Below are 24900 nucleotides of genomic sequence, written 5' to 3'. Positions count from 1 at the left end.
GGCTTATCGGGGCGTGGGAAGCCCGGGGGTCACGGGATCGGAGACGATCGGCGTGTCGCCCGCAGCGCCGTATTCGCGTTCGGCACTACGGATCAGATGGTCCACGATGCGGACCGAGACGAAGTAGAGCAGCGCTACGAGGGTGAGAAGAACCGGGACGGACGCCAGGAATGTCATGGTCGTCTCCAACTCGATCCGGGGATCGACGAGGGCTGACGGGCGGAAGCGTCGACGGTGACTACTCGAGCGTAGGCGCGATCCGGGGATAGAGCATCTCGGACAGGCGCTGCCGGACACTGATCTGATTCACGCTTTCGGGACCTCCTGCATCGATTACCGGCCGGTATCGTTCCGGAGATTTCTGTGACGCACAACACACATGGGGTGAATACTCGCCGGTAGGCAAGCCATCTGGAGGCAAAAATGGCAGACACCCGCGTCACCGAACAGCAGGCCCGTGAGGTCGCCGAAGAGGCACGGGAGGCGGACTGGACCAAGCCGTCGTTCGCGAAACACCTCTTCCTCGGCCGGTTCACCCTCGATCTCGTCCATCCGTTCCCCCGCCCCACCCCCGACGAAGACGCACGCACCGAGGAGTTTCTGACCTCGCTGCGGAATCTGTGCCGTGACATGAGCGGCCCGAAAATCGAACGCGATGCCCGCATCCCCGACGACTACATCCGGGGCCTGGCCGGACTCGGCTGCTTCGGTATGAAGATTCCGGTGGAGTACGGCGGTCTGGGGCTGTCTCAGGTCGCGTACAACCGGGCGTTGATGGTCGTCGCCTGCGTACACCCGAGCCTGGGGGCACTGCTCTCGGCACACCAGTCCATCGGTGTCCCCGAACCGCTGAAACTCGCGGGCACCCCGGAGCAGAAGAAGCGGTTCCTGCCGCGTTGCGCTCGTGGCGCGATCTCGGCATTCCTGCTCACCGAACCGGACGTCGGTTCCGACCCCGCACGACTGGCCACGACCGCGGTTCCCGTGGACGACGGCCGGGCGTACGAACTCGACGGCGTGAAACTGTGGACGACCAACGGTGTCGTCGCCGAACTGCTCGTGGTCATGGCGCGGGTCCCGAAGAGCGACGGGCATCGAGGAGGTATCTCGGCGTTCGTCGTCGAGGCCGACTCCCCTGGCATCACCGTCGAACGCCGCAACTCCTTCATGGGTCTGCGAGGCATCGAGAACGGCCTGACCCGGATGAGCAAGGTGCGCGTGCCCGCCGAGAATCTCGTCGGACGCGAAGGCGACGGCCTCAAGATCGCCCTCACGACACTCAACGCCGGACGGCTCGCCATACCGGCGATGTGCGCCGGGGCCGGCAAGTGGGCACTCAAGATTGCTCGCGAGTGGTCCGGCGCCCGGGTGCAGTGGGGCAAAGCCCTCGGCGAACACGAGGCGGTGGCCGCCAAGATCTCCTTCATCGCGGCGACCTCGTACGCGCTGGAGTCGGTGGTGGAACTGTCCGGCCAGATGAACGACGAGGAGCGCAACGACATTCGCATCGAGGCCGCGCTCGCGAAGTTGTGGGCCAGCGAGATGGGCTGCGCCATCGCCGACGAGCTGATCCAGATCCGCGGCGGCCGCGGCTACGAGACAGCCGAATCTCTTGCCGCGCGCGGTGAAAGAGCCGTGCCCGCGGAACAGATGGCCCGGGACCTGCGCATCAACCGCATCTTCGAAGGTTCGAGCGAGATCATGCGGCTCCTGGTGGCGCGAGAGGCCGTCGACGCGCACCTCCGCGCCGCCGGCGACCTGATCGACCCCAAGGCGTCTCTCGAGACCAAAGCGCGGGCCGCGGCGAAGGCGAGTGGCTTCTACGCCAAGTGGTTACCCTCGCTGGTGGCAGGCAAGGGCCGTCTTCCCGGATCGTTCACCGAATTCGGGATCCTCGCACCACATCTCAGGTTCGTCGAACGTAGTTCACGCAAACTGGCCAGGTCGACGTTCTACGGCATGGCCCGGTGGCAGGGAGGTCTCGAGAAGCGGCAGAACTTCCTCGGCCGCATCGTCGACATCGGTGCCGAACTGTTCGCCATGTCGGCCAGTTGTATACGCGCCGAACGACAACGCGCCGACGGCCATCCAGGTGCCGACGCCGCATACGAACTCGCAGACGCGTTCTGCCTGCAGTCCAGGTTGCGGGTCGAGGCGCTGTTCGACGGATTGTGGAGCAACACCGACGATTCCGATCGCAAGCTCACCCGCGGTGTCCTCGACGGTCGCTACAGCTGGCTCGAGAACGGCATCCTGGATGCGAGCGAAGGAACGGGCCCGTGGATCGCGGAATGGACACCGGGTCCGTCCACCGAGGAGAACGTCGCCCGGCGGATCATCATGGATACCCGTAACGTCGTGTAAGCCCGACGGGCAGAACCACAACGGCCCGCGCTCATGACGAGCGCGGGCCGTTTGTCGTGAGGGGTTCGGTCAGAAAGCGCCGCAGTTCGAGGGCGCGGGTGCGTCACGCAGACGCGCATCGAGGTACTGAACGGCAACCGGCAGGCCCGAGAACAGCGGCACCGCATGGTTGATCACGAAGCCCGGGAGGATCGGCGGCGTCTGATCGGCATGGAACTGCACGGTTGCGCCCTTCTCGCACCAATCCAGTGCGAGTTGGCGGCCCTGCCCGTACGGAACGGTGTCGTCCTGCGTGCCGTGCTGAAGGAACACCGGAATCTGCGGCGTCATCCGGCCGATCCGCTGTTCGTCGATCGCCTTCTGGACCTGCGGGAGGCGGCCGACCACCACGTCGAGCGGTTCACCGGTACGGGTGAAATCTTCCGTCCGCTGGAATGCGAGGGTGGCAACGGTTTCCGGGACGCACTGGTTCGCAACCGAGGCAAGCATCGCGCGGCCGCGATCGTTGATCTCCGCGTCCACCTCGGGGCCGATCTCCGGGTAGGCCTCGATCAGCCCGTTGATCGTGTAACCCACGGCGCCGGTGAGGAGCGTTCCATCGATCTGCTTCAGGGTCGCCACCAGGTCTGCCGGAGGTGCGCCGACGTACGCGCCCTTCAGGTTCAGTTCCGGGGCGTAACTGGGTGCGAGTTCGGCTGCGGCACCGCTGGCACCACCGCCCTGCGAGTATCCGTACAACCCGACGGGGCTCTCCGGCGTGACGCTCGTTCCGGGCAGGTTCAGCGCGGCCCGAACCGAATCGAGCACCGCATGCGCCCCGGCGGCGCGGTTCACGTACGTGTGGTGACCGGGGGTGCCGAGTCCGTCGTAGTCGGTCACGACAACCGCAATGCCCTGCAGCAGAAACGCGTTGATCGAGAGCAACTCGTATTCCGTGAACAGGTCGAGCGGCGGGTTGTACTGCACGAGCGATCCGAGATTGCGCGACGGAGCGCACTGGTCGCCCTGACCGTGGGTTCCGACCGCCACCGCTACGAGCGGGCGCGGGCCGTCACCGTTCCACGGGGTCGACGGTTCGAGGTAGGTACCGCCCACCGCGTTCGGGGCGCCCTTGGCGTCGTTCGAGCGGTACAGCATGCGCGTGCCCTGCGCGGGGAATACGCCGTCGCCCGTGGGGACGCGGATCGCAAGATCGGACGGTTCGCTGCGAAGAACGTCGCCGGGGTTCCCCGCCGGTTCCAGCGCGGGCGGCGTGTAGAAGTCGCCCTCGGCGTACGCGGTTGCCGGCGCAGCCAGTAGTCCTCCGACGAGGGCCGCCGACGTCAACGCCGCTGCAGCCCATTTCCGGGTCTTGCCCATACCTGCTTCTCCTCCACCGCATCCCGGACCTAGGCGTGCCTTCGGTCACATGGTACGGACTGTAACACGTACATTACCGGGCAGTAAGTTGCGACCTGGAGCGGAGCAGACGTGCTGCGGCCCCCGAAAAGGCTGGCACCGTACCCGACGCGCACCCGATTTCGCCCGCTCGGCAGGAGGACTGTTGCGCAGCACATGTTGCGTGGTATGTCCTGAACACGACGATCTTGGTCGCGGCGCGGCACACTGCTACCGGGTGCTCCCGGTAGCAAGATGTACCCGGATCGGCAGACGAGGGGAGAAGCATGGCAATCGGGGTGGGGCTCCGAATCGGCAGGATCGTGTCCACCGCAGTGGTCGCGTCCAACGAACCCGGCACTCCGGACCCGGTCGTCATCGCACGAGACACCGTTCTTCACATCGGACGCGACGACTCGACCTTCCTCGGCGGGTCCGTCCGGGCGGACGACGAAGTTCGCACCCTCACCGGTTTCCTCTCCCGCGTCGGCGACCCCGCAGGAGTGTCGGCGAGCGACGGCCGTGTGTACCGCGCGGAAGATGCCATGGCCACGGCGATCCACTGCCTCCTCACGGAGTGTCATCCACTGCCGACCTTCGGTGGCATGGACAAGGACAGCGACCCCGGCTACACCGCGACCTACCCCTCCCAATGGGATTCCGCGACCGCCGCCACCCTGCGATCGGCGCTCGACTTCGCCGATCTCCGGCACGTCGACCTCGTGTCGGACGCCCAAGCGGCAGCGGCCTGGTATGCCTCGGAGATTTCCGAGACCCCCGGTCAGCTCGTCGGCGTCTATCACGTCGACGACGTGGGTTCGACTGTGACACTGGTGCGTTCGGGTGTTCCCGTCGGCAAGGCATTCCGAGTTCCGGTCAAGAATGCGCCGTCACCGGCAGCGCAACTCGCCTCCGCACTCGGCTCGTTCGGGTGGTTGTCCGACAACCTCGACGCGGTCGTCGTGATGGGCGACGGACTCGTCGCACGCGACCGGTCGCACATTCAGGAAATCGCCAACAGCCTCGCCACGAAACTGATGGTGCGCAGCCTCGTCGGACCCGGGCCGGAACAGACCGCCGCTCTCGGCGCAGCGATCCTCGCGGCGGGGTTCACCCCGGCACGCGAAATGAAGAAGGCCCGGATCGGCCTTCCCCCGTCGTACGACGAAACCGACGTGCTCACCGGTGGCATCGCGCGCCTCAAGGCTCTCGACGACAGCTACGAACTGGAGAACTCCGCCGAACGGGAGAAGCCCGCCCCTGCCGCCGTCGTGGCCACTGTCCCGGCGCGCACAGCCGAGAAAGAACCTCCACAACCGGTGCGGGGTGGACCCGAGACGGTGCGGATCGCTGTTGCCGTGCTGGTGACGGTACTTGTACTCGTCGTCGCGGTCGCGATCCTGATCTGATCAGGATCGCAGAGGGCTAGCGACCGATCCCGTCTCCCCCGTCGCCGATGGACGCCAGCTCGGCCGCATCCTCCGCGCCGAACTTCTCTTCCAGCGATTCGGGCGAGTAATCGAGATCGATCTCCTCCACCGGACGACCCCGCGCGGATTCGATGGCACCGAGTCGTCGCTCCGCCCTGTCGGCGGCGTAGGAGACGAATTCGTCGGGGTCGAGGCCGTACGGTTGTTCGTCGAACCGATCGTTGACCCAGCCGATCATGCCGAGAGCCATCGGGAGCAACTCGTTCATACGTTGTTGCACCACATCCCAATTCGAGTCGTCTGCCGCGACGTGCCGACGACACGTGAATGTGCCCCATGCCATGTGCCGTCGCTCGTCGTCGCCGATCCGCCGGACCAGTTCCTGCATTCCGGGAAGGATGCCGCGCGTCGTGCAGACCTTCTGCCACGCGTAGTAACCGGTGAGCGCGAGGCTTCCCTCGATCACGTGGTTGTAGGTGACGCTGGCGCGCACCTGGTTGGCCGGCGACGGATCGGACTCGAGCAGTCGCAGCGAGTTCGGCAGTTCGTCGTAGAAGAGTTGCCGATAGAACGGATTGTCGGCCACGTAGGGATGCAGGTCGGAGGTGAGACCGACGGCGTCCATCCACATCCGGAACACCTGGAGGTGCTTGGCCTCCTCGAAACAGAACTGCGTCAGGTACATCTCGTCGCCGATCCGGCCTTCGGCCTCCATCGCGCGGATGAACGGCTGAATGTCCTGGGTGACGGCTTCCTCACCGGCGACGAACTGAGCCACGAGGTACGTGGAACTGCGTCGCTGCTCGGAGTTGAGCGCTTCCCAGTCGGCCGCGTCGCGGGAGAAATCCAGGTCTGCCGGATCCCAGAATTTCCCGTTGCCCTTCGCGAAAAGCCGGAGCGGGAAGGCGTCCCAGTTGAGCCCGCCTTCCCGCAACGACGAGAACCCGATACGCGTCTGTGTGCTTCCAGTCACACCCCGAGGGTAACCCCGCACCGGGAGTCCCGAAAGGATTCGTCACCGGCACGTCCGGCGTGAGTTCACCGGCGCAGGAGCGTATCCCCCGGATAGCCGTCCGGACCGAAACCCGGTGGGACGACGAACACCGCCGACCCGACCGGTGTGATCCACGGATTCAGAGCGTCGTGCTCGGCGAGACGGCCCTGCACGGGGACGAACTGCCGGTCCACGTCGGCCTGATACGCCGCGAACAGCAACCCCGCACTGTCGTCGTCGTAGTTGTAACCACGACGCAGGAACTGCTCGTCGGCGGTCCGCGGGCGCGCCCTCGCGATGTGCGACTCCGGCGGGATCACCGGAATCCCGTACCTGTCCGTGGCCTCGAAGTCGGCGTCGTCGTGCTCCTCGGTGCCGGTCAACGGTGCCCCGTTCGACAGAGTCCGGCCCACTGCAAGCTCACGCGCGGGCCGGTCGAGTTCGTCCCACGTGTCGAGTTCCATCCGGATCCGGCGCAGTACGAGCGACGTTCCGCCGCGAAGCCACTCCGGGTCGCCCTGGTTCCAGACCTGCCGGTCGAAGTCCGGGCCGCCGGCCGCCGGGTTGACGGTGCCGTCCACCTGGCCCATCAGGTTCCGCATGGTCATGCCGTCGGGCCTGGCACCCACGGCGTGCCGGAAGCCGCGCTGCACCCAGCGCACCGCGGTCAGCGATCGCACGCTCTTGGTCAACGTTCGCGTCGCGTGGGACACCACAACGGGGTCGTCGGCACAGACCTGCAAGAGCAGGTCGCCGCCCGACCACCGGTCTTCGAGGCGGTCCACGGAGAACGGTGGCAAGGGCCGCAACCAGGACGGCCGGCGGTCGGGAATACCCGCGACGTCGAAAACGGCCGGTCCGAAACCGACAGTGACGGTGAGCCGGGCGGGATCTGCCGCGAGTTCGGGCTCGGTGTCACCCAACGCGGGTTGTCCCGCGGCGAGACGCCGGATGTCCTCGGCCCACACCTTCATGACACCGATCAGACGGTCGCGGTCGACTCCCTCCGCCAGATCGAGTGCGGCAAACGACGCGAACGCCTGCGGAGCGGTGTCGATGCCCGCCTGGTGCGGGCCGTGGGGATCGACGGTCGCCACACCCATCCGGTCGGGGGTCCGGGCCGCGACGGCTGCACCGCCGCCGACCGCCGCGAGACCGGCAGCCCCTACAGCTGCCAGACCTCCGCCGAGTAGATGACGGCGGCTGAGCTCAGCCACCGTGACCCGCCCCGGTCGTCGCCGGCTCGTACTCCTCCTGTGCCCCTGCGAAGTCGCGTACCTGAGCGGTGAAGTCCTTCGTCGAACCGTCCTCGAACTCGAGCGTGAACATCACGTCGCTGCCCGGCGTGATCGGTTCGACGATGTCCAGGAGCATCAGGTGGTCGCCGCCGGGAGCGAGACTGTGCGTGCTTCCGGACTCGATCAGCAGACCGTCCGCCATTTCACGCATGACCATCGCGCTTCCCTCACCCGGCGCCATTTCGTGCAGTTCGGTGCGCTCGGCGTTCGGGCTCGATGCGGCGACCACGTGCACGTCGGTGTCACCGCCGTTGGACAACTCGGCGAACGCACCGGTCATTCCGCCGTCGGCGGCTTTGACCCATGCGTCGGACACCGTCAGCGCGTCGGCTGCGGTGGCAGGCTCATCGGTGGATCCGCAGGCGGGAAGGACGGCCAGTGCTGCGGCGACTGCCGCGACGACCACGGTACGAACAGGTTTTCTCGTCATCGATTACTCCAGGAAAGTGGGTTGGCGCGCGACGGCGCCGACCGCCGTGTGCACGGTGGTCGAGGAGGGAAAAGGAGGTCAGACGGTGACGAGAGGTGGTCCGCGGGTGGACACACCCTCGGGGAAGACTTGCGTACGACGCCGTTCCGGCCCGGGATCCACGGGCAGTGCGGCCGGAGCGGGCGGCGAAGGAACGGGCCCCGGAACGGACGTCGCGCGGCGCACCGCGTTGAGCGCGACAGCACTACCCCGTTCGGCACCGCGTATCAGCACGGCGGCGGCAAAGACCGCTGCGAGGTGGGCGACGAGCATGCCCGCATCCGGAATGTGGAGATGACCGCTGCCGAGGGAAAGGGCCACGTGGCCGAGAACCTGGCCGACGATCAGCAGGGGAACGATCGCGACTCGGGTCGATGCCGCGAGCACGCCCGCGATCACGGCGACGCAGAGGAGCACCGTCAGCGCGGTGGTCCCGGGATACCGACCCGCCGCAAGAGCGTGGGCGACAGTCGCTACGACGCCGGACGTACCGCCCACGAACCCACCACGCATGCGCGCGAGGAGCTGGGGGTCGGCGGCGGACACGCTCCGATGATACGGGGTTTACTACAGGGCGTCGTATGTCGTGCGTCCCACCCGACGAGCGGGGTTTCACGTGAAACCCACCTGGTAGAGGCCCGGGAGTCCGGATACGACAAAACTCACTTCGACGAATGCTCGGACACGCGAGCGCTGCGCTGACGATCGATATGGGGCACCTGTTCGACGACCACCTCGGCATGGTCGCGGAAAGCCTCGACAAGCTCGCCCGGCTACACGTCGCGTGAGCACTCTTCGACGGATCTCACAGAGGACCGCCCAGACCGATACGTCGCGATACCGGTGCCGGACGGGGAGACCATCGTCCGCATGCGGAAGCGGATCAACGAGTTGATCAACGCCGATCTGCGGTTCACATTCGGGCAGTAGCAGCACCGCGACCGGCGACGGATGTGGGAAAACGAGAAGAGGACATCTTCCGAAATCCCGGAAAACGCCCTCTACCTCGATATTTTCTTGTGGAGCCTAGGAGATTCGAACTCCTGACATCTGCCTTGCAAAGGCAGCGCTCTACCAACTGAGCTAAGGCCCCGTACGCCGACTAGCGACTGGGTACCTCGTGCCATTCGTCCTCACTACGCAGCATGCGAGCGAGTCCGACGACCGCCAGAAATCCGGCTCCCACAGCAATAAGGAACTTCATTCTGGCAGCCTTTCCGGCACGGGGAGTGGGCCTAGGAGGACTTGAACCTCCGACCTCTTCGTTATCAGCGAAGCGCTCTAACCGCCTGAGCTATAGGCCCTCGAACCGGATGGAACACTACCCCACCGACGCCGGATGATTCAAATCGCCTCGGCGGGGCAGCATTCCTGCAGGTCAGTCCGGGTCTGCGAGCGTTACCTGAACGCCGCCGACGAGGTCGGTGCACAGGTTGTAGATGAAGGCTCCGAGCGTCGCGAGCGCGGTCATCAGGACCATGTTCGCCAGACCGATCACGGTCGCGTAGCCGAAGACCTGACCAACCGTCACCAGTCCTTCGCTACCCGCGTCGCTCACGATGTCGGTGAACGCGCTGTTGAGCCGGTCCCACACGCCCATGCCTGCGAGCACGGCGTACAGCAGACCGACAGCGATCATCCAGACGAAGAACAGCGAGACCGAAATCACGGACGAGATCTTGAGCATCGACCACGGATCGATACGCCGAAGCTGCACAGTCGCGCGCAGAGCGTCGCCCGTGGCGACACCTGCGGCAGCCGGAGCGATGGCCGTCGGGCCGACCTTGGGCGTCTCCCCCGTTGTCGGCGCGACCGGCGACGGATGCTTGACCGCAGACAGATCGGGCAGATCCTTGGCGAGATCCTTGCGCTCGATATGCCGTGTCGGCCCGTCGATGACCGCGGCTTTCGCCTTCGCGGCAGCCGCACGATCGTTGCCGCCGTGGTCGGTGGTGCGCGCACCCGAACCGGACGTGCCGGCATTCATCGAAGCCGCTGCCGTGCCCGTCACGACCGGACGAGTCGGCGGAGCCGGATTCTGCGCTGCCGCAGGCTTACCTGCCGCAGGCTGGCCGCTCGTCGACGGGCGAGGAGCGGAGGACCCACGTCCTGCCGCCGGGCCGCCCGACTTGCCGAGACCCGGGCCGACGCCGGGCAGGTTGGTCTGCGGGGTCTTCTGGGGCGAGGATCCACCCTGCGCATTCCCCTGCGGTCCGCCCTGGGCGTTCCCCTGCGGTCCGCGCTGCCACGGAGGTGTCTGACCGCCCGGTCGGGCCGTCTGGTTCGCGGGTCGCGCCGGACGCGATTGATCCGCGCCCTGCGACGGCTGCACGTTGGCAGACGACGACTTGGCGGACGACGACGGTGCCACGCCGTTACCCGCAGCCGGAGTTTCGGGCTGCGACGATGCCGCTTCCTTGCGCCCCTGGTCCTCGGCCTGCCCCTGCTGAACATTCCGCGCCGGCGCATCGGACGGTGCGGACTTCGGTGCGGCACCCTCCGGAGCTTTGCTGTCGGAAGCCTGCTTCGGCGGGGTGTTCACCGGAGTTTTCGGGGAGTCGTCCGCAGGCTTCGACGCAGCGGACGACGACGCCTCACCAGCGTTCTGGGGAGATCCGGCCGGTTTCGCCGTTGCCGCATTCTGCGGTGACCGGTCCTGGGGAGACCGATCCTGCGGCGGTACCCGGTCGTTCGAGGATGCCCCCTGCGGAGCCGGCCCCTGTGAAGGAGCCGCGCCGGACGGACCGGACGGCACCTCCTGCCCATTGCGATCCTCGGGTTGCGGGCCGGGTTTCCCCTGGCCGTTTCCGTTGGGTCCCTGGGGAGTGCTCACTTACGACTCCTTAGCTCCGGATACGTCTGCGTCGTCCAGCTCGTCGGCATTGCGCGCGATCGCCAACAGTGTGTCGCCTTCGGCGAGGTTCATCAGGCGCACACCCTTGGTCTGCCGCCCTGCCTTGCGCACCTGCTTGGCGACAGTACGGATAACGCCACCGTTCGACGTGATCGCGTACAGCTCGTCATCGTCCTCGACGATCCGAGCACCGACCAGGGTGCCACGTCGGCGGTCGTACTGGATGGTCAAAACGCCCTTGCCGCCGCGACCCTGAACCGGGTAATCCTCCATCGGCGTGCGCTTCGCGTAGCCACCGGACGTCGCGACCAGCAGGTATGTGCCGTCCTTGACGACGTTGAGAGACAGCAGGCTGTCTTCGCCGTTGAACCGCATACCCTGCACGCCGGACGTTGCACGACCCATCGGGCGCAGCGCTTCGTCGGTCGCGGAGAAGCGGATGGACTGTCCCAGCTTCGACACGAGGAGCAGGTCGTCGTCGGCGGAGCACAGGACTGCGCCCACCATCTCGTCGTCCCCACGCAGGTTGATGGCGACGATGCCACCGCTGCGGTTGGAGTCGAAGTCCGACAGGCGCGACTTCTTGACCAGGCCGTTGCGGGTCGCGAGCACCAGGTACGGCGCGTCCTCGTAGCTCTGCAGGCGGATGACGCCCTGGATCCGCTCGTCCGGCTGGAAGGCCAGCAGGTTCGCGACGTGCTGGCCGCGGGCGGTGCGGTTCGCTTCCGGCAGTTCGTAGGCCTTCGCGCGGTAGACACGGCCCTTCGTCGTGAAGAACAGCAGCCAGTCGTGCGTGGACGTCACGAAGAAGTGCTTGACGATGTCGTCCTGCTTGAGCTCGGCACCCTTGACGCCCTTGCCGCCGCGCTTCTGCGACCGGTACAGGTCGGTGCGGGTGCGCTTGGCGTAGCCCGTCTCGGTGATCGTGACGACCACGTCTTCGCGAGCGATCAGGTCTTCGTCGGTGACGTCGCCGTCGGCCGCGACGATACGGGTCCGGCGGTCGTCGCCGTACTTCTCGACGATCTCCTTCAGCTCGTCGCGGACGATGGCGCGCTGCCGTTCCGGCTTCTCGAGAATGTCCTTGTAATCGTCGATTTCCCGCTCGATCTCGGCGAGATCGTCGACGATCTTCTGACGTTCCAGAGCAGCGAGACGGCGCAACTGCATCGCGAGGATCGCGTCGGCCTGGATCTCGTCGACCTGGAGCAGATCGATGAGTCCGGTACGCGCGAGGTCGACGGTCTGGGACCTGCGGATGAGTGCGATGACGTCGTCGAGGGCGTCGAGCGCCTTGACCAGGCCGCGCAGGATGTGAGCGCGTTCCTCGGCCTTCCGCAGCAGGTAGCGCGTGCGTCGGACGATGACCTCGACCTGATGCACGACGTACAGCCGGATCATCTGATCCAGACGCAGGGTGCGCGGCACACCGTCGACGATCGACAGCATGTTGCAGCCGAAGCTCGTCTGAAGCTGGGTGTGCTTGTACAGGTTGTTCAGAACGACCTTCGCCACCGCGTCGCGGCGGACGGTCACGACGATCCGCATACCGACGCGGTCGGAGGACTCGTCGTGGATGTCGGAGATGCCCGCGATCTTGCCGTCGCGGACCTGCTCGGCGATCGAGGTGATGAGGTTGTCCGGGTTGACCATGTAAGGCAACTCGGTGATGACGATGGTGGTGCGGCCCTTGGGGTCGTCTTCGATCTCCACGACACCGCGCATCTTCACCGAGCCGCGGCCCGTGGTGTACGCGTCGTGGATGCCCTGCGAGCCGGTGATCAGGCCCGCCGTCGGGAAGTCGGGGCCCTTGATCCGCTCCATCACCGCAGCGAGGGTGGATTCCTCGTCGGCTTCGTAATTGTCGAGCGCCCAGTAGATCGCGTCCGCGACCTCACGAAGGTTGTGCGGGGGGATGTTGGTCGCCATTCCGACCGCGATGCCACCCGAACCGTTGATCAACAGGTTGGGGATACGGCTGGGGAGAACCGTCGGTTCCTGGGTCCGGCCGTCGTAGTTGGGCTGGAAATCGACCGTGTCGTGGTCGATGTCCCGCAGCATCTCCATCGCGAGAGGCGTGAGCCGGCACTCGGTGTACCGCATGGCGGCCGCACCGTCGTTGCCGCGCGACCCGAAGTTGCCCTGCCCGTCGACGAGCGGGTACCGCAGCGCCCACGGCTGCGCGAGGCGAACCAGGGTGTCGTAGATGGACGAGTCGCCGTGCGGGTGGTAGTTGCCCATCGTCTCGGCAACGGCACGCGCCGACTTCACATAGCCGCGATCCGGCCGGAAACCGTTGTCGAACATGGCGTACAGCACGCGACGGTGGACGGGCTTGAGGCCGTCACGCACGTCGGGCAGAGCACGCCCCACGATCACGCTCATCGCGTAATCGATGTAGCTGTTCTGCATCTCCAGCTGGATGTCGACGGGCTCGATGCGGTCGTGCCCCGGCCCCTCCGGAGGCAACGTGGTGTCGGTCATGAGCTCCTTCTTCTACTCGGCTCGAACGTCCGTCCACGGTCTTCCGCCCGACGAACGTCTCGCAACCACACGAGTCTATAGGTGCAGGTCATGCCACGCCGCGAAGGACAGGCACTTTCCCCTGGCGTCTGCCCCGGGGAGAGGGAGATCACAGTCCGGAAGGCTGTTCGGCGGCGCGTCATGAGCGGATCGGCGCGTCTGCCGGAGGCTCGAGAGGGTCCTTCCGGCGGAACTCGTCGCTCCCGGGCGCGAGCACGAGAGCGGTGATCGGTGCCGCCAGCACGATGATGCCGAGGATGAACGCCGGGAAGAGCAACGAGAGCACGGCGATGCCGCTCGGTTCCGGTGCCCCGGGATCGATGACCACGTGGACACCCGCCATACCGGTGTAGTGGAGCGCCACGACTGCCGAGGCCATGACGAACGCCGACACCAGACGAAGAACGAATTGTTCCGCTGCCCGTGCGAGGGCGAGTGCGATTGTCGAGGCGACCAGACCGATGACCACCGAGACGACGATGAACCTCGTGTCGTGGTGGATCGTGCCCTGAACCCTGATCGCACTCATCCCGGTGTAGTGCATGAGGCCCACCGCCATGCCCACCACCGAACCTCCGAGGGCCGGACGGATCCCTCGTGGCAGGCGGTCGAGCACAGCCGAGCGCACAGTCACGATCCAGATGCCGAGCATGGTCGTCACGACCGCGACGATCACCGAGAGCACCGTCGGGACGAGCTGGTACCGGATCGCGCCCGGCACCGAAAACCCCATCATTGCGATGAAGTGCATGAGCCAGATACCGACGCCGCCGAGGGAGAGGGACGCCATCAGCAACCACCAGTTACCCCCGCTCCGGCCCGTTTCCTCGCGCTTGCGACGCATACAGGCCAGTCCGGTGTAGGCCCCGGCGACCGCTGTCGCATAGGCCAGCAGAAAGACCCACGGACTCATGGAGAAGAGGTGCACGCCGAACGGTTATCGACTCGGCGACCGGAAGGATTCGGCGTTCCACTCGTCGACTTCGCGCTCGAGCGTTGCCGCGACGCGATCCGGAGCGAGCAGCACCGCGACAATCGGAACGACGAGCAGGACCAAGCCGGCGACGAACAGTGGGAACAGAATCGAGAACACCTCGATGCCGGAGGGTGCCGGCGTCGTGGGCTCGGGGGTCACCTGGATGGATGCTGCGGCGAGGAAGTGCACGACCATGACCGCAGCGCCGACCAGTGCGCCGCCGACGAACCGCTTGGGCCACGTGTCCGCCTGCTGCACCTGCCACATGAAACCCGCGGCCGTCACGAATGCGAAGAAGACGGCGGCCGCGACGAATGCGGGGTTGAACGAGACTTCGCCCTGGGTGCGGACCGACCACATGATCGCGTAGGGGACAGCAGCGAGGCCGACACCGAGAATCAGGGCCGCCGGTGCAGTCTTCGGAGGGCCGCCGTCCGACGGCGTCGCGACCACCAGTGCCACGAAGACCGCCACCAACGCGAGCAGCATCGAGAACATGATGGTGACGAGGTCGTATCTGACCACGCTGCCCTCGACGGCGAAGCCGGCCATGGGCAGGAACTGCGCCAGCCACACGCCGACGCCACCGATGACGAAACATGCCATCACCAGCCAGAAGTTGCGCGCGCGGTTGCTCACCGCGGTGCGCACCTTCCTGACACTGGTGACCCCGACGAACACCCCGATCGCCGAGGTGAGGTACGCCAGCACGATCACCCATGCACCCATGGTGAACAGCTGGAGTCCCTCGACCACTAGGGGGCCACCGGCTGGTGGAGCTTCCGCAGCGCGTATTCCGTGACGGTGACCAACGCCTGCTTCGCCGATTCACGGGACCGCGCGTCGATCGACACGATCGGGACATCGGGTGAGATCGCCATAGCCTGGCGAATGTCCTCGAGCGGGTAACGCGGAGCGTCGTCGAACTCGTTGATGGCGACGATGAAGGGGAGGTTTCGCGCCTCGAAGAAGTCCACGGCCGCGAAACTCTCGTCCAGTCGACGCGTGTCGATCAGCACGATGGCACCGATGGCACCCCGGATGAGGTCGTCCCACATGAACCAGAACCGGTGCTGACCCGGCGTACCGAACAGGTACAGCACCAGGTCCTCGGCCAGACTGATACGCCCGAAGTCCATCGCCACCGTCGTCGTCGCCTTCTGCGGCGTCGCGGTGAGGTTGTCCACCCCGTCGCTGGCGTTCGTCACGAGCGCTTCGGTTCGGAGGGGGACGATTTCGGACACTGCCCCGACCAGCGTGGTTTTACCGACACCGAAGCCACCGGCGATCACGATCTTGGTCGAGGTCACGCGCTTGGTGGCGCTAGAGTTCGCGAAGTCCACTGAGGACCCTTTCAATCAGCTCACGACGCTCCGCGTCGCTCGAATCGTCTTTCAGCGTGGCCAGGATCTGTACGTGTCCGGCTTCGACAAGATCGGCAACGAGTACGCGAGCCACACCCAGCGGCACGCCCACCCTCGCCGCGATCTCGGCAACCGAGGGCGACTCCTTGCACAATTCCAAGATCGTGGCGTTGATGTTGTCCAGGTCACGGGCTCGAGGGTCCGTGCCCGGGATCGCCTGGATCAGTGCTTCCAACGCCAGTTCGACCGCGGGACTCGTACGTCCCGAAGTCAGCGAGTAGGGCCGTACCAGGCTGGGCTGATCCGGCACCGACTCTGGCTTGCGCGATTCCATGGCCACCTCGACGTCAGGACCCCTGGCCGACCCGCGGGGTTGCCTCGACCGAGGCACCCACCCGGTCCACCAGGAGCGCCATCTCGTAGCCGACCTGTCCGATATCGCATTCCGACGCGGTCAGCGCCGCGAGATGCGAACCGTCACCGACACTCATCAGAAGCAGGTAACCGTGCTGCATCTCGACGACCGACTGCAGGACTCCCCCACCGTCGAACAACTGCGAGACACCGTTGGAGAGGCTTGCGAGTCCGGAGGTGACGGCAGCGAGCTGCTCGGCACGGTCGACCGGAAGGTGCGCACTGGCAGCCATCAGCAGGCCGTCGGCGGACACGAGTACGGCATGCGAGACACCCGGAACTTCGCGCGCAAAGTTGGAAACCAACCAGTCCAGTGGACGGGCCACGTCGGATCCATGATCAATGTTCATCGAACTCCCTGTTCATTGTTCTCGCGATTGCTGGTATTCGCCGAGGTGCGACCGTTACGGACGCCCTGCTGGTGGCGACTCAGGTTCGCCCGAATGGCTTCCGGGTCCCGGCGTCGGATCGTCTTGGGCAGCTCCCCGGTGGCGGGAGCCCTCACCGCACCCGGAACGAGGCGGTGACCCGGCTCGCGCCTCGGAAGGCCGGCCGTGGTGTGTTCTTCCACCGATACTTCTGCTGCTCGCTGCGCTGCTTCCCATCCCGCGTCGGCTGCCGAGCGCCATTCCTTCTTCCTGCGGTCCTCCGGAAGGCTGGTCGGATCGACGAGCCAGTCCGACATCATGTTCGAGAAGATCGGAGTGTGCGGCGCGGGCTGGGGCCGGAGGCCCCCCGCATCCTGCCTGGGCTGGAAGAACGAGGCCGTCTTCGCCGAGTTCGTCCGGTAGCGATGACGAGCAGCGTTCTGCGCGTCGCTCTGCGGCGAGACCGACCCGCCGTCGGCAATACTCGCAGACGGGATGGAGGTCGGACCCGACAGTACAGCTGCCGAGGGTTCCGGCGCGGACTCGGGCCGCGGCGGCAATCCGGGGGTCGCACCGGGCCGGCGGCGCGGAAGCCCTGTGGGCGCTGCACCTTCCGGGCGAGGCGTTCCACCGGCAAGACCCGGCGTGGCACCCGGCCGACGCTGCGGCAACCCGTTCGGAGCCTCCTGCTGTGGCTGCGCCGGACGGAGATTCTGCGGCTGCGGTGCCTGCTGGGAATGCTGCGACTGCGAATGCTGCGGAGCGCGCTGCTGACCCGGCTGGGGTGACTGGCCCTGCTGGGACGGCGGAGATTGCTGCGCCGGCGAAGACTGCTGGGGCGCACCGCGTCCCTGCAGTCCGGGCGTAGCGCCGGGCTGTCGCTGCGGCAACCCCGACGTACGGGTTCCCGACTGCGTATCCGGCGACTGTTCCTGTGCGGCCGGGGCCGAACGGCTGGGCAGACCGGGTGTACTCCCCGGCCGACGCTGCGGGAGACTCGACGAACCTTGCTCCCGAACAGGTTCCGGCTGCCGGTGGGCGGGCGGTTCGCTCGCGGAATGGCTACCGGTCCGTTCGGCAGGACGATCGTCGCGCGCCGCATGCCGATCGCGCTCGTTCTGCTCGGGACGCTCTTGACGAGATTGCTGCTCGTTCTGTGCTTCCCGCTCCTGCCGGCGAGCGTGCTCGTCCTGCCACACCCGGTCCTGGGCCGGCCGGTTCTGGCCGTGCTGACCGCGCGGCGGAAGCGCCGAAACGAATGCGGCTGCAGCATCGGGCTGGATCCTGCGCGGAGCCGGCTGTGGCTGCGGAAGACCGTTGGTCGCACCGGGCTGACGTGTGGGCAGACCGGGAGTCGCCCCCGGCTGACGAGTCGGCAGACCGGGAGTCGCACCGGGCCGGCGGGTGGGCAGACCGGGCGCCGCCCCCGGCTGGCGTGTCGGGAGACCCGACGCCGCTGCACCGGGATCGCGCGGGGGCAGACCGGAACCCGCATCGGGCTGACGCGGGGGAATTCCCGACGCCGATCCCGGCTGACGTGTCGGCAGACCCGACCGGTTGCCCGGACCACGCTGCCCTTGTCCGGGCACGCCGGACTCACGCAGCGCAGACAACTCGTGCGCGCCGGTCGTCTCACGCGGAGCCGCTTCACGAGATCCCGGCGGGAATCCCGGACGACCCGCGTCGCGGGGTGCAGAGACCGCGGCGGAGTCGCGACGGGCTTGACCCGAATCCCGTCCCTCCGAGGACCGCTCGTCCTGGCCGTAGGAGGACCGGTCGTAGGCCTCGATCCGAATCGGCTGCGACTTCGGAGCGGGGTCCTCGCGATCGGGCCGGTCGTACGCATCCACGCGGATCGGCTGAGACTGCGGAGCGGGCTGTGGCTGAGCCTGGGGTCGAGACTGCGGCTGAGCTTGCGGACGAGCCTGCGGCTGCGGTTGCGGCCGGGGCTGCGGCTGAGCTTGCGGACGAGCCTGCGGCTCCGGGCGCGCTTGCGGCTGCGGCCGGGACTGCGGCTCGGGCTGAGCTTGCGGCTGTGGCTTGGGCTTCGCTTGGGGCTTGGGCGCTTCCTGGTCCTTTTCGCGAACAGGAGACGCGAGCTGGGGCATTTCCTGCGACGACGGCGCGGACAGTGCGGCGGGCTGCGGTTCGGGCTCTGCATCGATGACCCGCGGTTGCGGACCCGTGTGCGACAGCGCGAGCGGCGAAACCAGGAGCACGTCCGGGATGTGCACGCTCGCGGTGATACCGGGGTTGCGCGCGGTGTCGAACGTAGGACGGAGCCTGACAGTGAGGCCGTGACGCTCGGCGAGACGCGACACCACGAACAGACCCATGTGACGGGCGGTGTCGGGACCGACTGCGCCGCCGTTGGTCAGACGCTGATTGATGATCTCGAGTTCCTCGGGAGGAATACCGATACCGCGATCGGCGATCTCGACGAGCAAGCCGCCGTCGACCGCGCGCGCGAAGCTGAACGTGACGGTGCTGTCCGGCGGGGAGGCGCGCAACGAGTTGTCGACCAGTTCGGCGAGCAGGTGCACGATGTCGGCCGCAACCGCACCGCTCAACGCACCGTCCGGTGTGGAACCGATCTGGACGCGCTGGTAGTCCTCGACCTCGGACATCGCGGCACGGAGGATGTCACCGAGTTGCACCGGAGCCGAGTGACCGCGGCGGATGCGGGTGCCCGAGAGAATCAGCAGGTTGTCGCCGTTGCGTCGCATACGCGCCGCGAGATGGTCGAGCCGGAAGAGGCTTTCGAGACGACTGGGGTCCTTCTCCTCGAACTCGAGACGCTCGATGAGCCCGAGCTGCTGCTCGACGAGCGACTTGCTCCGTCGTGCCAGCGTCTCGAACATGTCGTTGATCTGGAGACGGAGGTGGGCCTGTTCACCTGCGAGACGCAGAGCCTGGCCGTGCATGTCGTCGACCGCACGCGCGAGCTGACCGATCTCCTCGGTGGTGTGGACAGGAACCCGGGTGAACCCGATGTCCTCGATGCTGTCGCCGACCTTGATGCGGTCGATCGCTTCGGGCAGTTCTTGACGGGCAACCTTGAGCGTTCCGTACCGCAGCCGGCGGATCGGTCCGACGAGAGAACGCGAGACGAGCAGCGCCAGGACGAGGGCCGCGAGCAGTGCTGCGAGCACAATCGCAGTGTCGCGCAACGCCGCTGCGCGGGTCTCCGCAGCGCGATCCTGGATCGTGGTGGTGATCTGCTGGGCAGCGGCATCGATGATGCCGCCGTACACGTCGACGCTGTGCAGCAGGGACGCACGGACGTTGAGGATCGGGAGCGGGCCTTCGCCGGCCGCCGCGACCATGTCGGTGCGTTCCTTGACTCCGGAGCGCAGGTCGGCGATCTGGGCGTCGGCCAGCGGGTAGGAACGTGAAAGAAGATCGAGCATCGCGAGCTCGCCGCCGGAAGCGGTCACGAGACCGGTATCGGGCTTCTCGGGGTTCTCGAGAATGTCGAGCACGCCGAGTACCTGGCCGAAGAGGTAACGCTGGGAGTACCAGGCGTTCACGAGTTGGTTGCCGTAGTCGAGGATCTCGCGGTCGTCGACGCCGTCGAGGACCGCTTCCACGATCCTGTTGAGGTTGTCTCGCACCTCACTGGTGACCGTGGCGATCTCGGCGATCGCGACGGGCCCGGCCTTCATCTTGGTGTAGAGGGCATCCGCGATGGCGATCGTGCGCTCGAGGTCCGAGACGAGTGCCTCGTCGAACTGAGGACTGGCAGCGATCGTCTTCATCGTGACGAAGGTGTCGCCGAGGGTATCCATCTCCTCGGGCGTGATCGTTCCCGCCGCCACGTTGCCCGTCGCTGTCGCGAACGCAGTCGAGAAGTCGACGATGTCGGGCACTACCGCGACCTGATCGGCGGCAGAGGAGAAGTGCACCGCATTGGTGAGTTCGTTCTCGACGCGAAGACCACCCAGGACCATCGCCACTATCACGGGGACAGCGAGAACGGCGGTGACCTTCGTGCGAAGACCCCACCCCTCGATGTTCCACCACCGCTGCCGGGGCGGCGACTTGTCACTCATGGATTAACAGCTCTCCTTCCACCCCGTTCGCGCCAGGCGACGAGCGCCAACCGGCGCACCGCTCGAAACTGAGTGCGTTTTCGATCGATGCAGTCGAACGAGACGTTCCTGGGTGAGGGCACCATAGCGGTACACACAGGGAATACGGAAGGCGATCTCTCACATCCCCCTGCGAAATGCACCAGACCCCCTGTACGGCAGCCACACATGCCGGTGGCCCAATGGACTGTACTAGCGGGTAGCCAGCAAGTGTGACCAGCGTGTCATTGTCACATGTCACAGCATCGGGACCCCTAATGTGATGTCTCTCACGAAAGGGATCCCGATGTGGCCGTTTTTTACTCAGCGAGCAACGAGCAGCCCCGCATCAGACGTCGAGGAACCGCACGTCTTTCGCGTTGCGCGTGATGAAGCTTCGGCGTGCCTCCACGTCCTCACCCATGAGGACGCTGAACAGTTCGTCGGCCGCAGCAGCATCGTCGAGAGTGACCTGACGAAGAATCCGCACCGCGGGGTCCATCGTGGTCTCCCACAGTTCCTTGGCATTCATCTCACCGAGGCCCTTGTACCGCTGAATGCCGTCGTCCTTGTTGATCTTCTTACCGGACTCGAGACCGGCCTTGAGGAGAACGTCGCGCTCACGGTCCGAGTACGCGAACTCGGGCTCGCTCCGCTGCCACTTCAGCTTGTACAGCGGCGGCTGAGCGAGGTAGACGTGGCCGTCCTCGACGAGAGGCCGCATGAAGCGGAACAGCAAGGTGAGCAACAAGGTCGCGATGTGCTGGCCGTCGACGTCGGCGTCGGCCATCAGCACGATCTTGTGGTAGCGCAGCTTCGCGATGTCGAACTCTTCGTGGATGCCCGTGCCGAACGCCGTGATGATCGACTGGACTTCCGCGTTCTTGAGCACGCGATCGATGCGAGCCTTCTCGACATTGATGATCTTGCCGCGCAACGGCAGGATCGCCTGGTACATCGAGTCGCGACCCGACTTCGCGGAACCGCCGGCCGAGTCGCCCTCCACGATGTAGATCTCGCACTTGCTCGGATCCTTGGAACGGCAGTCGGCGAGCTTGCCGGGCAGGCCACCGATATCCGTAGCGCTCTTGCGCCGCACCAGTTCTCGCGCCTTACGTGCAGCCAGGCGGGCGTGAGCCGACGAAACAGCTTTGGTCACAATCGTCTTCGCGTCGGCCGGGTTCGCCTCGAACCAGTGCGACATGTGCTCGTTGCACGCCTTCTGCACGAACGACTTGACCTCGGTGTTGCCGAGCTTCGTCTTGGTCTGGCCTTCGAACTGAGGCTCGGCCACCTTGACGGAGACGATCGCCGCGAGACCCTCGCGGATGTCGTCACCCGTGAGGTTCGGATCCTTGTCCTTGAGAAGCTTCTTGTCCTTCGCGTACTTGTTGACCACGGTGGTCAGGGCCGCACGGAACCCTTCCTCGTGCGTACCGCCCTCGTGGGTGTTGATGGTGTTGGCGAAGGTGTGCACGGACTCGGAGTAACCCGAGTTCCATTGCATCGCGACCTCGAGTTCGTGGCCGGTGCCCTTGGCCGTGAACCCCACCACCGAATTGTGGATCGGCGACTTGGTGCGGTTCAGGTGGCGCACATAGTCCTCGAGACCACCGGGGTAGTGGTAGACGCGGGTCTTGACCTTCTGGACCTCGGGCTTCTTGGCCTCAATTTCCTGATCCTCGGCGGTCTTCGGCGCTTCCGCGGTCTCGAGGACGACGTCGTCGGTCACTTCTTCGGGAAGCACGCGCTCGTCGGTGAGCGTGATGGTCAGTCCCTTGTTCAGGAACGCCATCTCCTGCAGGCGACGGGCAACGGTCTCGAAGTTGAAGGTTGTGGTCTCGAAGATCTCCGGGTCCGGCCAGAACCGGACCGTGGTTCCGGTCCTCGTCGTGGGCTCGCCCTGGACCAGTTCACCCGGCTTGGAGTGCGTGTACGTCTGTTCCCAGTGGTAGCCGTCGCAGTCGATCTCGACCTCGAGAATGGTCGAGAGCGCGTTGACCACGGAGATGCCGACACCGTGCAGACCGCCGGAGACGGCGTACGCATCGGAGTCGAACTTGCCGCCGGCGTGCAGCTGGGTGAGAACGACCTCGACCGTCGGGGCACCCGACGAGTGCATACCGACGGGGATGCCACGGCCGTCGTCGACGACCTGCACACCGCCGTCCTCGAGAAGCGTGACCTCGACCTTCGACGCGTACCCGGCCATCGCCTCGTCGACCGAGTTGTCGACGACTTCCCAGATCAGGTGGTGCAGACCACGCTCTCCGGTGGAGCCGATGTACATGCCTGGGCGCTTGCGCACCGCCTCGAGTCCTTCGAGGACGGTGATGGACGACGCACCGTAGTTGTTCTTGCTCTTGTTCGCCTTCTGGGCAGCCACGGGGGGGTAGCTCTCCTTCTCCGCCTCGGCCGCGCACAATGCGCGCGGCATTCTCCATCCATCCTACGTGGCCGACACCCATATGCCCGGCTCGACACAGAATGCGGTTGTAACCCCGCTGACATGCCCGCAGCGGGCCGCGCGCGCGTCAGCACAAGTATTTTCGTGCGCCGGATCCGTCCGACGCTCATAGCGGTCGCGGGCGACCTGGATCACCCGTACGTGTCGCGGGGGCCGCGACCACGGATGTGCCGCTCACCCTTGCGCCAACTCGGGGCCGTCGGACCGGTGATCCGCAACTCCTTCACCACTCCGTGGCCGACCGACGCGGCGATCTTCGCCAGGATCTGCGACTGCATCATCCGCAACTGGGTGGCCCAGGCCGTGGACTCGGCGGAAATATGCAGGATGCCGTCTCGCAGCGACGTCGGCTGGGCGTGCCCGGCGATGTCCTCACCCACCACCCGCGGCCAACTGCCCATGACGGTGCCCTCGGATACATGGGTCGACCAGCCACGTTGCTTCGAGATCGCTCCGGTGAGTGCTCCCAGCGGCTGGGGATCCCGGTCGTCGGGTCCGGGGCCGGACCAGCCACGGCGACGGCGGCGCGGACGCAGATTCCCGCGCGACGCGCGTCCCTGGCCGACCGCCTTGCCACTCGCTTTGGCTGCTGCTCGAGCTTCCTCGAGCGCCCGCCGTGCCAGGTCGACGCCCTTCAGTTCCGGTTCACCGGCCGAACCGCCGTCGGGCTGTACTTCGTCAGTCATCGGAACCCCCCACCGCTTGTGTGTGCGCCCACTGCACAGATCCCAGAACAGAGATACGACCGTTTTCGGTGTCTTCCGCTTCCACAGGGAATCGCGCCCCGCTCAACTCGTCCGGTACGTCCTCGGGGACTGCCGCGGTGATGAGTACCTGTTCGGCCGAGGCAGCCACCTCGGCGAGCGCGGCGCGACGACGACGATCGAGTTCGGCGAAGACGTCGTCGAGCATCAACACCGGGTCGGTGCCGTCCGTCCGCAGCAGCGCGAACGCGCCGAGGCGGAGCGCCAGCGCGAACGACCACGACTCGCCGTGGCTGGCATATCCCTTTGCCGCGTGCTCGCCCAGAATCAACTCGAGATCATCCCGGTGCGGACCCACCAGGCACACTCCGCGCTCGATCTCCTTGGTCCGCGCTTCAGCCAGCCGGTGCAGAAACACCGTCTCGAGGAATTCGCGGTCGTCCGGAGCCGGAACGCGGGCCGGATCGGAGAACTCCTCGGGCAGGGCATCTCCGAGACTGCTGCGGTAGCGCAGGCTCGCAGGACGTGATTCCGGGGCGATCGAGCGGTACGCCTCCGTCACATGCGGAGCCAGAGCGTGCAGCAACTCGAGTCGGGCCGCGAGCAACTCGGAGCCGTGTGCCGCCAGGTGACCGTCCCAGATATCGAGGGTTGCGAGTGCACTCGCACCGTCACTCGAGCGCGTACCGCGGCGCAGCGCACCGCCGGCGGTCTTGAGAAGCGCCGAACGCTGACGCAGCACCTTGTCGTAGTCGGCCCGCACACCGCTCATCCTCGGGAAGCGGGTGGTGAGCAACTCGTCGAGATATCGTCGCCGGTCACCGGGGTCGCCGCGCACCAGCGATAGATCCTCGGGCGCGAACAGCACGGTCCTCAGGATGCCCAGGATCTCCCTGGGTCGACGGGCCGGCGACTGGTTGATCCGGGCACGATTCGCCTTGCCCTCGAGAATCTCGATGTCGGTGCCCAGTTCGCGGCCCGCATTGACGACCTGGGCACCGGCGAATGCGCGAGAAGTACCCGCTCGCAGCAGTGGTGCGTCGGACGCGACACGGTGTGACGACAGCGTCGACAGGTATCCGAGAGCCTCGAGCAGGTTCGTCTTGCCGTAGCCGTTGCGTCCGACGAAGACCGTCGCTCCGGGCTGGAGATCGACGGAAACGGCTTCCCAGGAACGGAAGTCACGCAACGAGAAGGTACGAACGTACACGGACCGTCCAAATCTGGC

19 protein-coding genes and 2 tRNA genes are annotated in these 24900 nt (G+C 66.3%); 2 read left to right on the top strand and 19 right to left on the bottom strand.

Annotated features, from left to right (window positions below):
* Window positions 1-3: 3 nt before the first annotated feature.
* Window positions 4-177, bottom strand: a complete 174-nt coding sequence (locus AC0B44_RS16240; RefSeq protein ID WP_471903864.1) for a hypothetical protein — start codon at window positions 175-177, stop codon at window positions 4-6.
* 246 nt (window positions 178-423) lie between these two features.
* On the opposite strand from AC0B44_RS16240, the gene AC0B44_RS16235 reads away from it, so the two are divergent.
* Window positions 424-2364 carry an acyl-CoA dehydrogenase family protein gene (locus AC0B44_RS16235; RefSeq protein WP_471903863.1) on the top strand — a complete coding sequence of 647 codons (1941 nt, stop codon included), beginning with the start codon at window positions 424-426 and terminating at the stop codon, window positions 2362-2364.
* A gap of 69 nt (window positions 2365-2433) precedes the next feature.
* Here the strand turns inward: AC0B44_RS16235 and AC0B44_RS16230 are convergent, their stop codons facing one another.
* Window positions 2434-3723, bottom strand: coding sequence for a lipase family protein (locus AC0B44_RS16230; protein WP_471903862.1), 1290 nt, complete (start codon window positions 3721-3723; stop codon window positions 2434-2436).
* Window positions 3724-4028: 305 nt separating this feature from the next.
* On the opposite strand from AC0B44_RS16230, the gene AC0B44_RS16225 reads away from it, so the two are divergent.
* Window positions 4029-5150 (top strand): DUF7159 family protein, encoded by a 1122-nt coding sequence (locus AC0B44_RS16225; protein WP_471903861.1) that lies wholly within the window; start codon window positions 4029-4031, stop codon window positions 5148-5150.
* 16 nt (window positions 5151-5166) lie between these two features.
* Here AC0B44_RS16225 and AC0B44_RS16220 read toward each other — a convergent pair whose 3' ends face one another.
* The 17 genes from AC0B44_RS16220 to recF all read right to left on the bottom strand — a co-directional run bounded on the left by AC0B44_RS16220 (window position 5167) and on the right by recF (window position 24882).
* Complete coding sequence (locus AC0B44_RS16220; protein ID WP_471903860.1) at window positions 5167-6144, bottom strand: R2-like ligand-binding oxidase; 978 nt, start codon at window positions 6142-6144, stop codon at window positions 5167-5169.
* Between the two features lie 65 nt (window positions 6145-6209).
* Window positions 6210-7382 (bottom strand): Dyp-type peroxidase, encoded by a 1173-nt coding sequence (locus AC0B44_RS16215; protein ID WP_471903859.1) that lies wholly within the window; start codon window positions 7380-7382, stop codon window positions 6210-6212.
* On the bottom strand, window positions 7375-7893 hold the full coding sequence (locus AC0B44_RS16210; protein ID WP_471903858.1) for a copper chaperone PCu(A)C: 519 nt from the start codon (window positions 7891-7893) through the stop codon (window positions 7375-7377). Before AC0B44_RS16210 ends, AC0B44_RS16215 begins: the two co-directional genes overlap by 8 nt.
* A gap of 78 nt (window positions 7894-7971) precedes the next feature.
* Window positions 7972-8478, bottom strand: a complete 507-nt coding sequence (locus AC0B44_RS16205) for a hypothetical protein (protein WP_471903857.1) — start codon at window positions 8476-8478, stop codon at window positions 7972-7974.
* A 474-nt stretch (window positions 8479-8952) separates the two neighbouring features.
* Window positions 8953-9025: transfer RNA gene (locus tag AC0B44_RS16200), tRNA-Ala, on the bottom strand.
* Window positions 9026-9162: 137 nt separating this feature from the next.
* Window positions 9163-9236: transfer RNA gene (locus AC0B44_RS16195), tRNA-Ile, on the bottom strand.
* Between the two features lie 74 nt (window positions 9237-9310).
* Window positions 9311-10765: a DUF3566 domain-containing protein gene (locus tag AC0B44_RS16190; protein WP_471903856.1), complete on the bottom strand. Its 1455-nt coding sequence runs from the start codon at window positions 10763-10765 to the stop codon at window positions 9311-9313.
* Window positions 10766-13270 carry a DNA gyrase subunit A gene (gene gyrA / locus AC0B44_RS16185; protein WP_471903855.1) on the bottom strand — a complete coding sequence of 835 codons (2505 nt, stop codon included), beginning with the start codon at window positions 13268-13270 and terminating at the stop codon, window positions 10766-10768.
* 178 nt (window positions 13271-13448) lie between these two features.
* Window positions 13449-14222 (bottom strand): MHYT domain-containing protein, encoded by a 774-nt coding sequence (locus AC0B44_RS16180; RefSeq protein ID WP_471903854.1) that lies wholly within the window; start codon window positions 14220-14222, stop codon window positions 13449-13451.
* A gap of 24 nt (window positions 14223-14246) precedes the next feature.
* Window positions 14247-15041 carry an MHYT domain-containing protein gene (locus AC0B44_RS16175; protein WP_471903853.1) on the bottom strand — a complete coding sequence of 265 codons (795 nt, stop codon included), beginning with the start codon at window positions 15039-15041 and terminating at the stop codon, window positions 14247-14249.
* Window positions 15041-15595 (bottom strand): GTP-binding protein, encoded by a 555-nt coding sequence (locus AC0B44_RS16170; RefSeq protein WP_169621077.1) that lies wholly within the window; start codon window positions 15593-15595, stop codon window positions 15041-15043. Before AC0B44_RS16170 ends, AC0B44_RS16175 begins: the two co-directional genes overlap by 1 nt.
* Before the next feature lie 13 nt (window positions 15596-15608).
* A complete protein-coding gene (locus AC0B44_RS16165; protein ID WP_072701132.1) occupies window positions 15609-15983 on the bottom strand; it encodes a DUF742 domain-containing protein in 375 nt (124 codons plus the stop codon).
* A 13-nt stretch (window positions 15984-15996) separates the two neighbouring features.
* The gene (locus AC0B44_RS16160; RefSeq protein WP_072701130.1) at window positions 15997-16413 is read right to left on the bottom strand and encodes a roadblock/LC7 domain-containing protein; all 417 of its coding nucleotides are present in this window, start codon (window positions 16411-16413) and stop codon (window positions 15997-15999) included.
* Entirely contained in the window at window positions 16410-20483 is a 4074-nt protein-coding gene (locus AC0B44_RS16155) for a sensor histidine kinase (RefSeq protein ID WP_471903852.1), read from the bottom strand. Before AC0B44_RS16155 ends, AC0B44_RS16160 begins: the two co-directional genes overlap by 4 nt.
* A 367-nt stretch (window positions 20484-20850) precedes the next feature.
* A complete protein-coding gene (gene gyrB, locus AC0B44_RS16150; RefSeq protein ID WP_471903851.1) occupies window positions 20851-22887 on the bottom strand; it encodes a DNA topoisomerase (ATP-hydrolyzing) subunit B in 2037 nt (678 codons plus the stop codon).
* A 212-nt stretch (window positions 22888-23099) separates the two neighbouring features.
* Window positions 23100-23654 (bottom strand): DUF721 family protein, encoded by a 555-nt coding sequence (locus AC0B44_RS16145; RefSeq protein ID WP_471903850.1) that lies wholly within the window; start codon window positions 23652-23654, stop codon window positions 23100-23102.
* Complete coding sequence (gene recF / locus AC0B44_RS16140; protein WP_471903849.1) at window positions 23647-24882, bottom strand: DNA replication/repair protein RecF; 1236 nt, start codon at window positions 24880-24882, stop codon at window positions 23647-23649. Before recF ends, AC0B44_RS16145 begins: the two co-directional genes overlap by 8 nt.
* Between the last annotated feature and the right edge of the window lie 18 nt (window positions 24883-24900).

The organism is Rhodococcus sp. NPDC019050 (assembly GCF_055664235.1).
The sequence above is the reverse complement of the archived record's forward strand: the minus strand, read 5'-3'. Positions and strand labels throughout refer to the sequence as shown.

Bases quoted from the DNA above. Each gene is read 5' to 3' on its own strand.
- AC0B44_RS16180 (WP_471903854.1), bottom strand. From the start codon at position 14,222: ATGAGTCCGTGGGTCTTTCTGCTGGCCTATGCGACAGCGGTCGCCGGG.
- AC0B44_RS16225 (WP_471903861.1), top strand. From the start codon at position 4,029: ATGGCAATCGGGGTGGGGCTCCGAATCGGCAGGATCGTGTCCACCGCA.
- AC0B44_RS16240 (WP_471903864.1), bottom strand. From the start codon at position 177: ATGACATTCCTGGCGTCCGTCCCGGTTCTTCTCACCCTCGTAGCGCTG.
- AC0B44_RS16235 (WP_471903863.1), top strand. From the start codon at position 424: ATGGCAGACACCCGCGTCACCGAACAGCAGGCCCGTGAGGTCGCCGAA.
- AC0B44_RS16210 (WP_471903858.1), bottom strand. From the start codon at position 7,893: ATGACGAGAAAACCTGTTCGTACCGTGGTCGTCGCGGCAGTCGCCGCA.
- AC0B44_RS16160 (WP_072701130.1), bottom strand. From the start codon at position 16,413: ATGAACATTGATCATGGATCCGACGTGGCCCGTCCACTGGACTGGTTG.
- AC0B44_RS16145 (WP_471903850.1), bottom strand. From the start codon at position 23,654: ATGACTGACGAAGTACAGCCCGACGGCGGTTCGGCCGGTGAACCGGAA.
- gyrA (WP_471903855.1), bottom strand. From the start codon at position 13,270: ATGACCGACACCACGTTGCCTCCGGAGGGGCCGGGGCACGACCGCATC.
- AC0B44_RS16165 (WP_072701132.1), bottom strand. From the start codon at position 15,983: ATGGAATCGCGCAAGCCAGAGTCGGTGCCGGATCAGCCCAGCCTGGTA.
- AC0B44_RS16230 (WP_471903862.1), bottom strand. From the start codon at position 3,723: ATGGGCAAGACCCGGAAATGGGCTGCAGCGGCGTTGACGTCGGCGGCC.
- AC0B44_RS16155 (WP_471903852.1), bottom strand. From the start codon at position 20,483: ATGAGTGACAAGTCGCCGCCCCGGCAGCGGTGGTGGAACATCGAGGGG.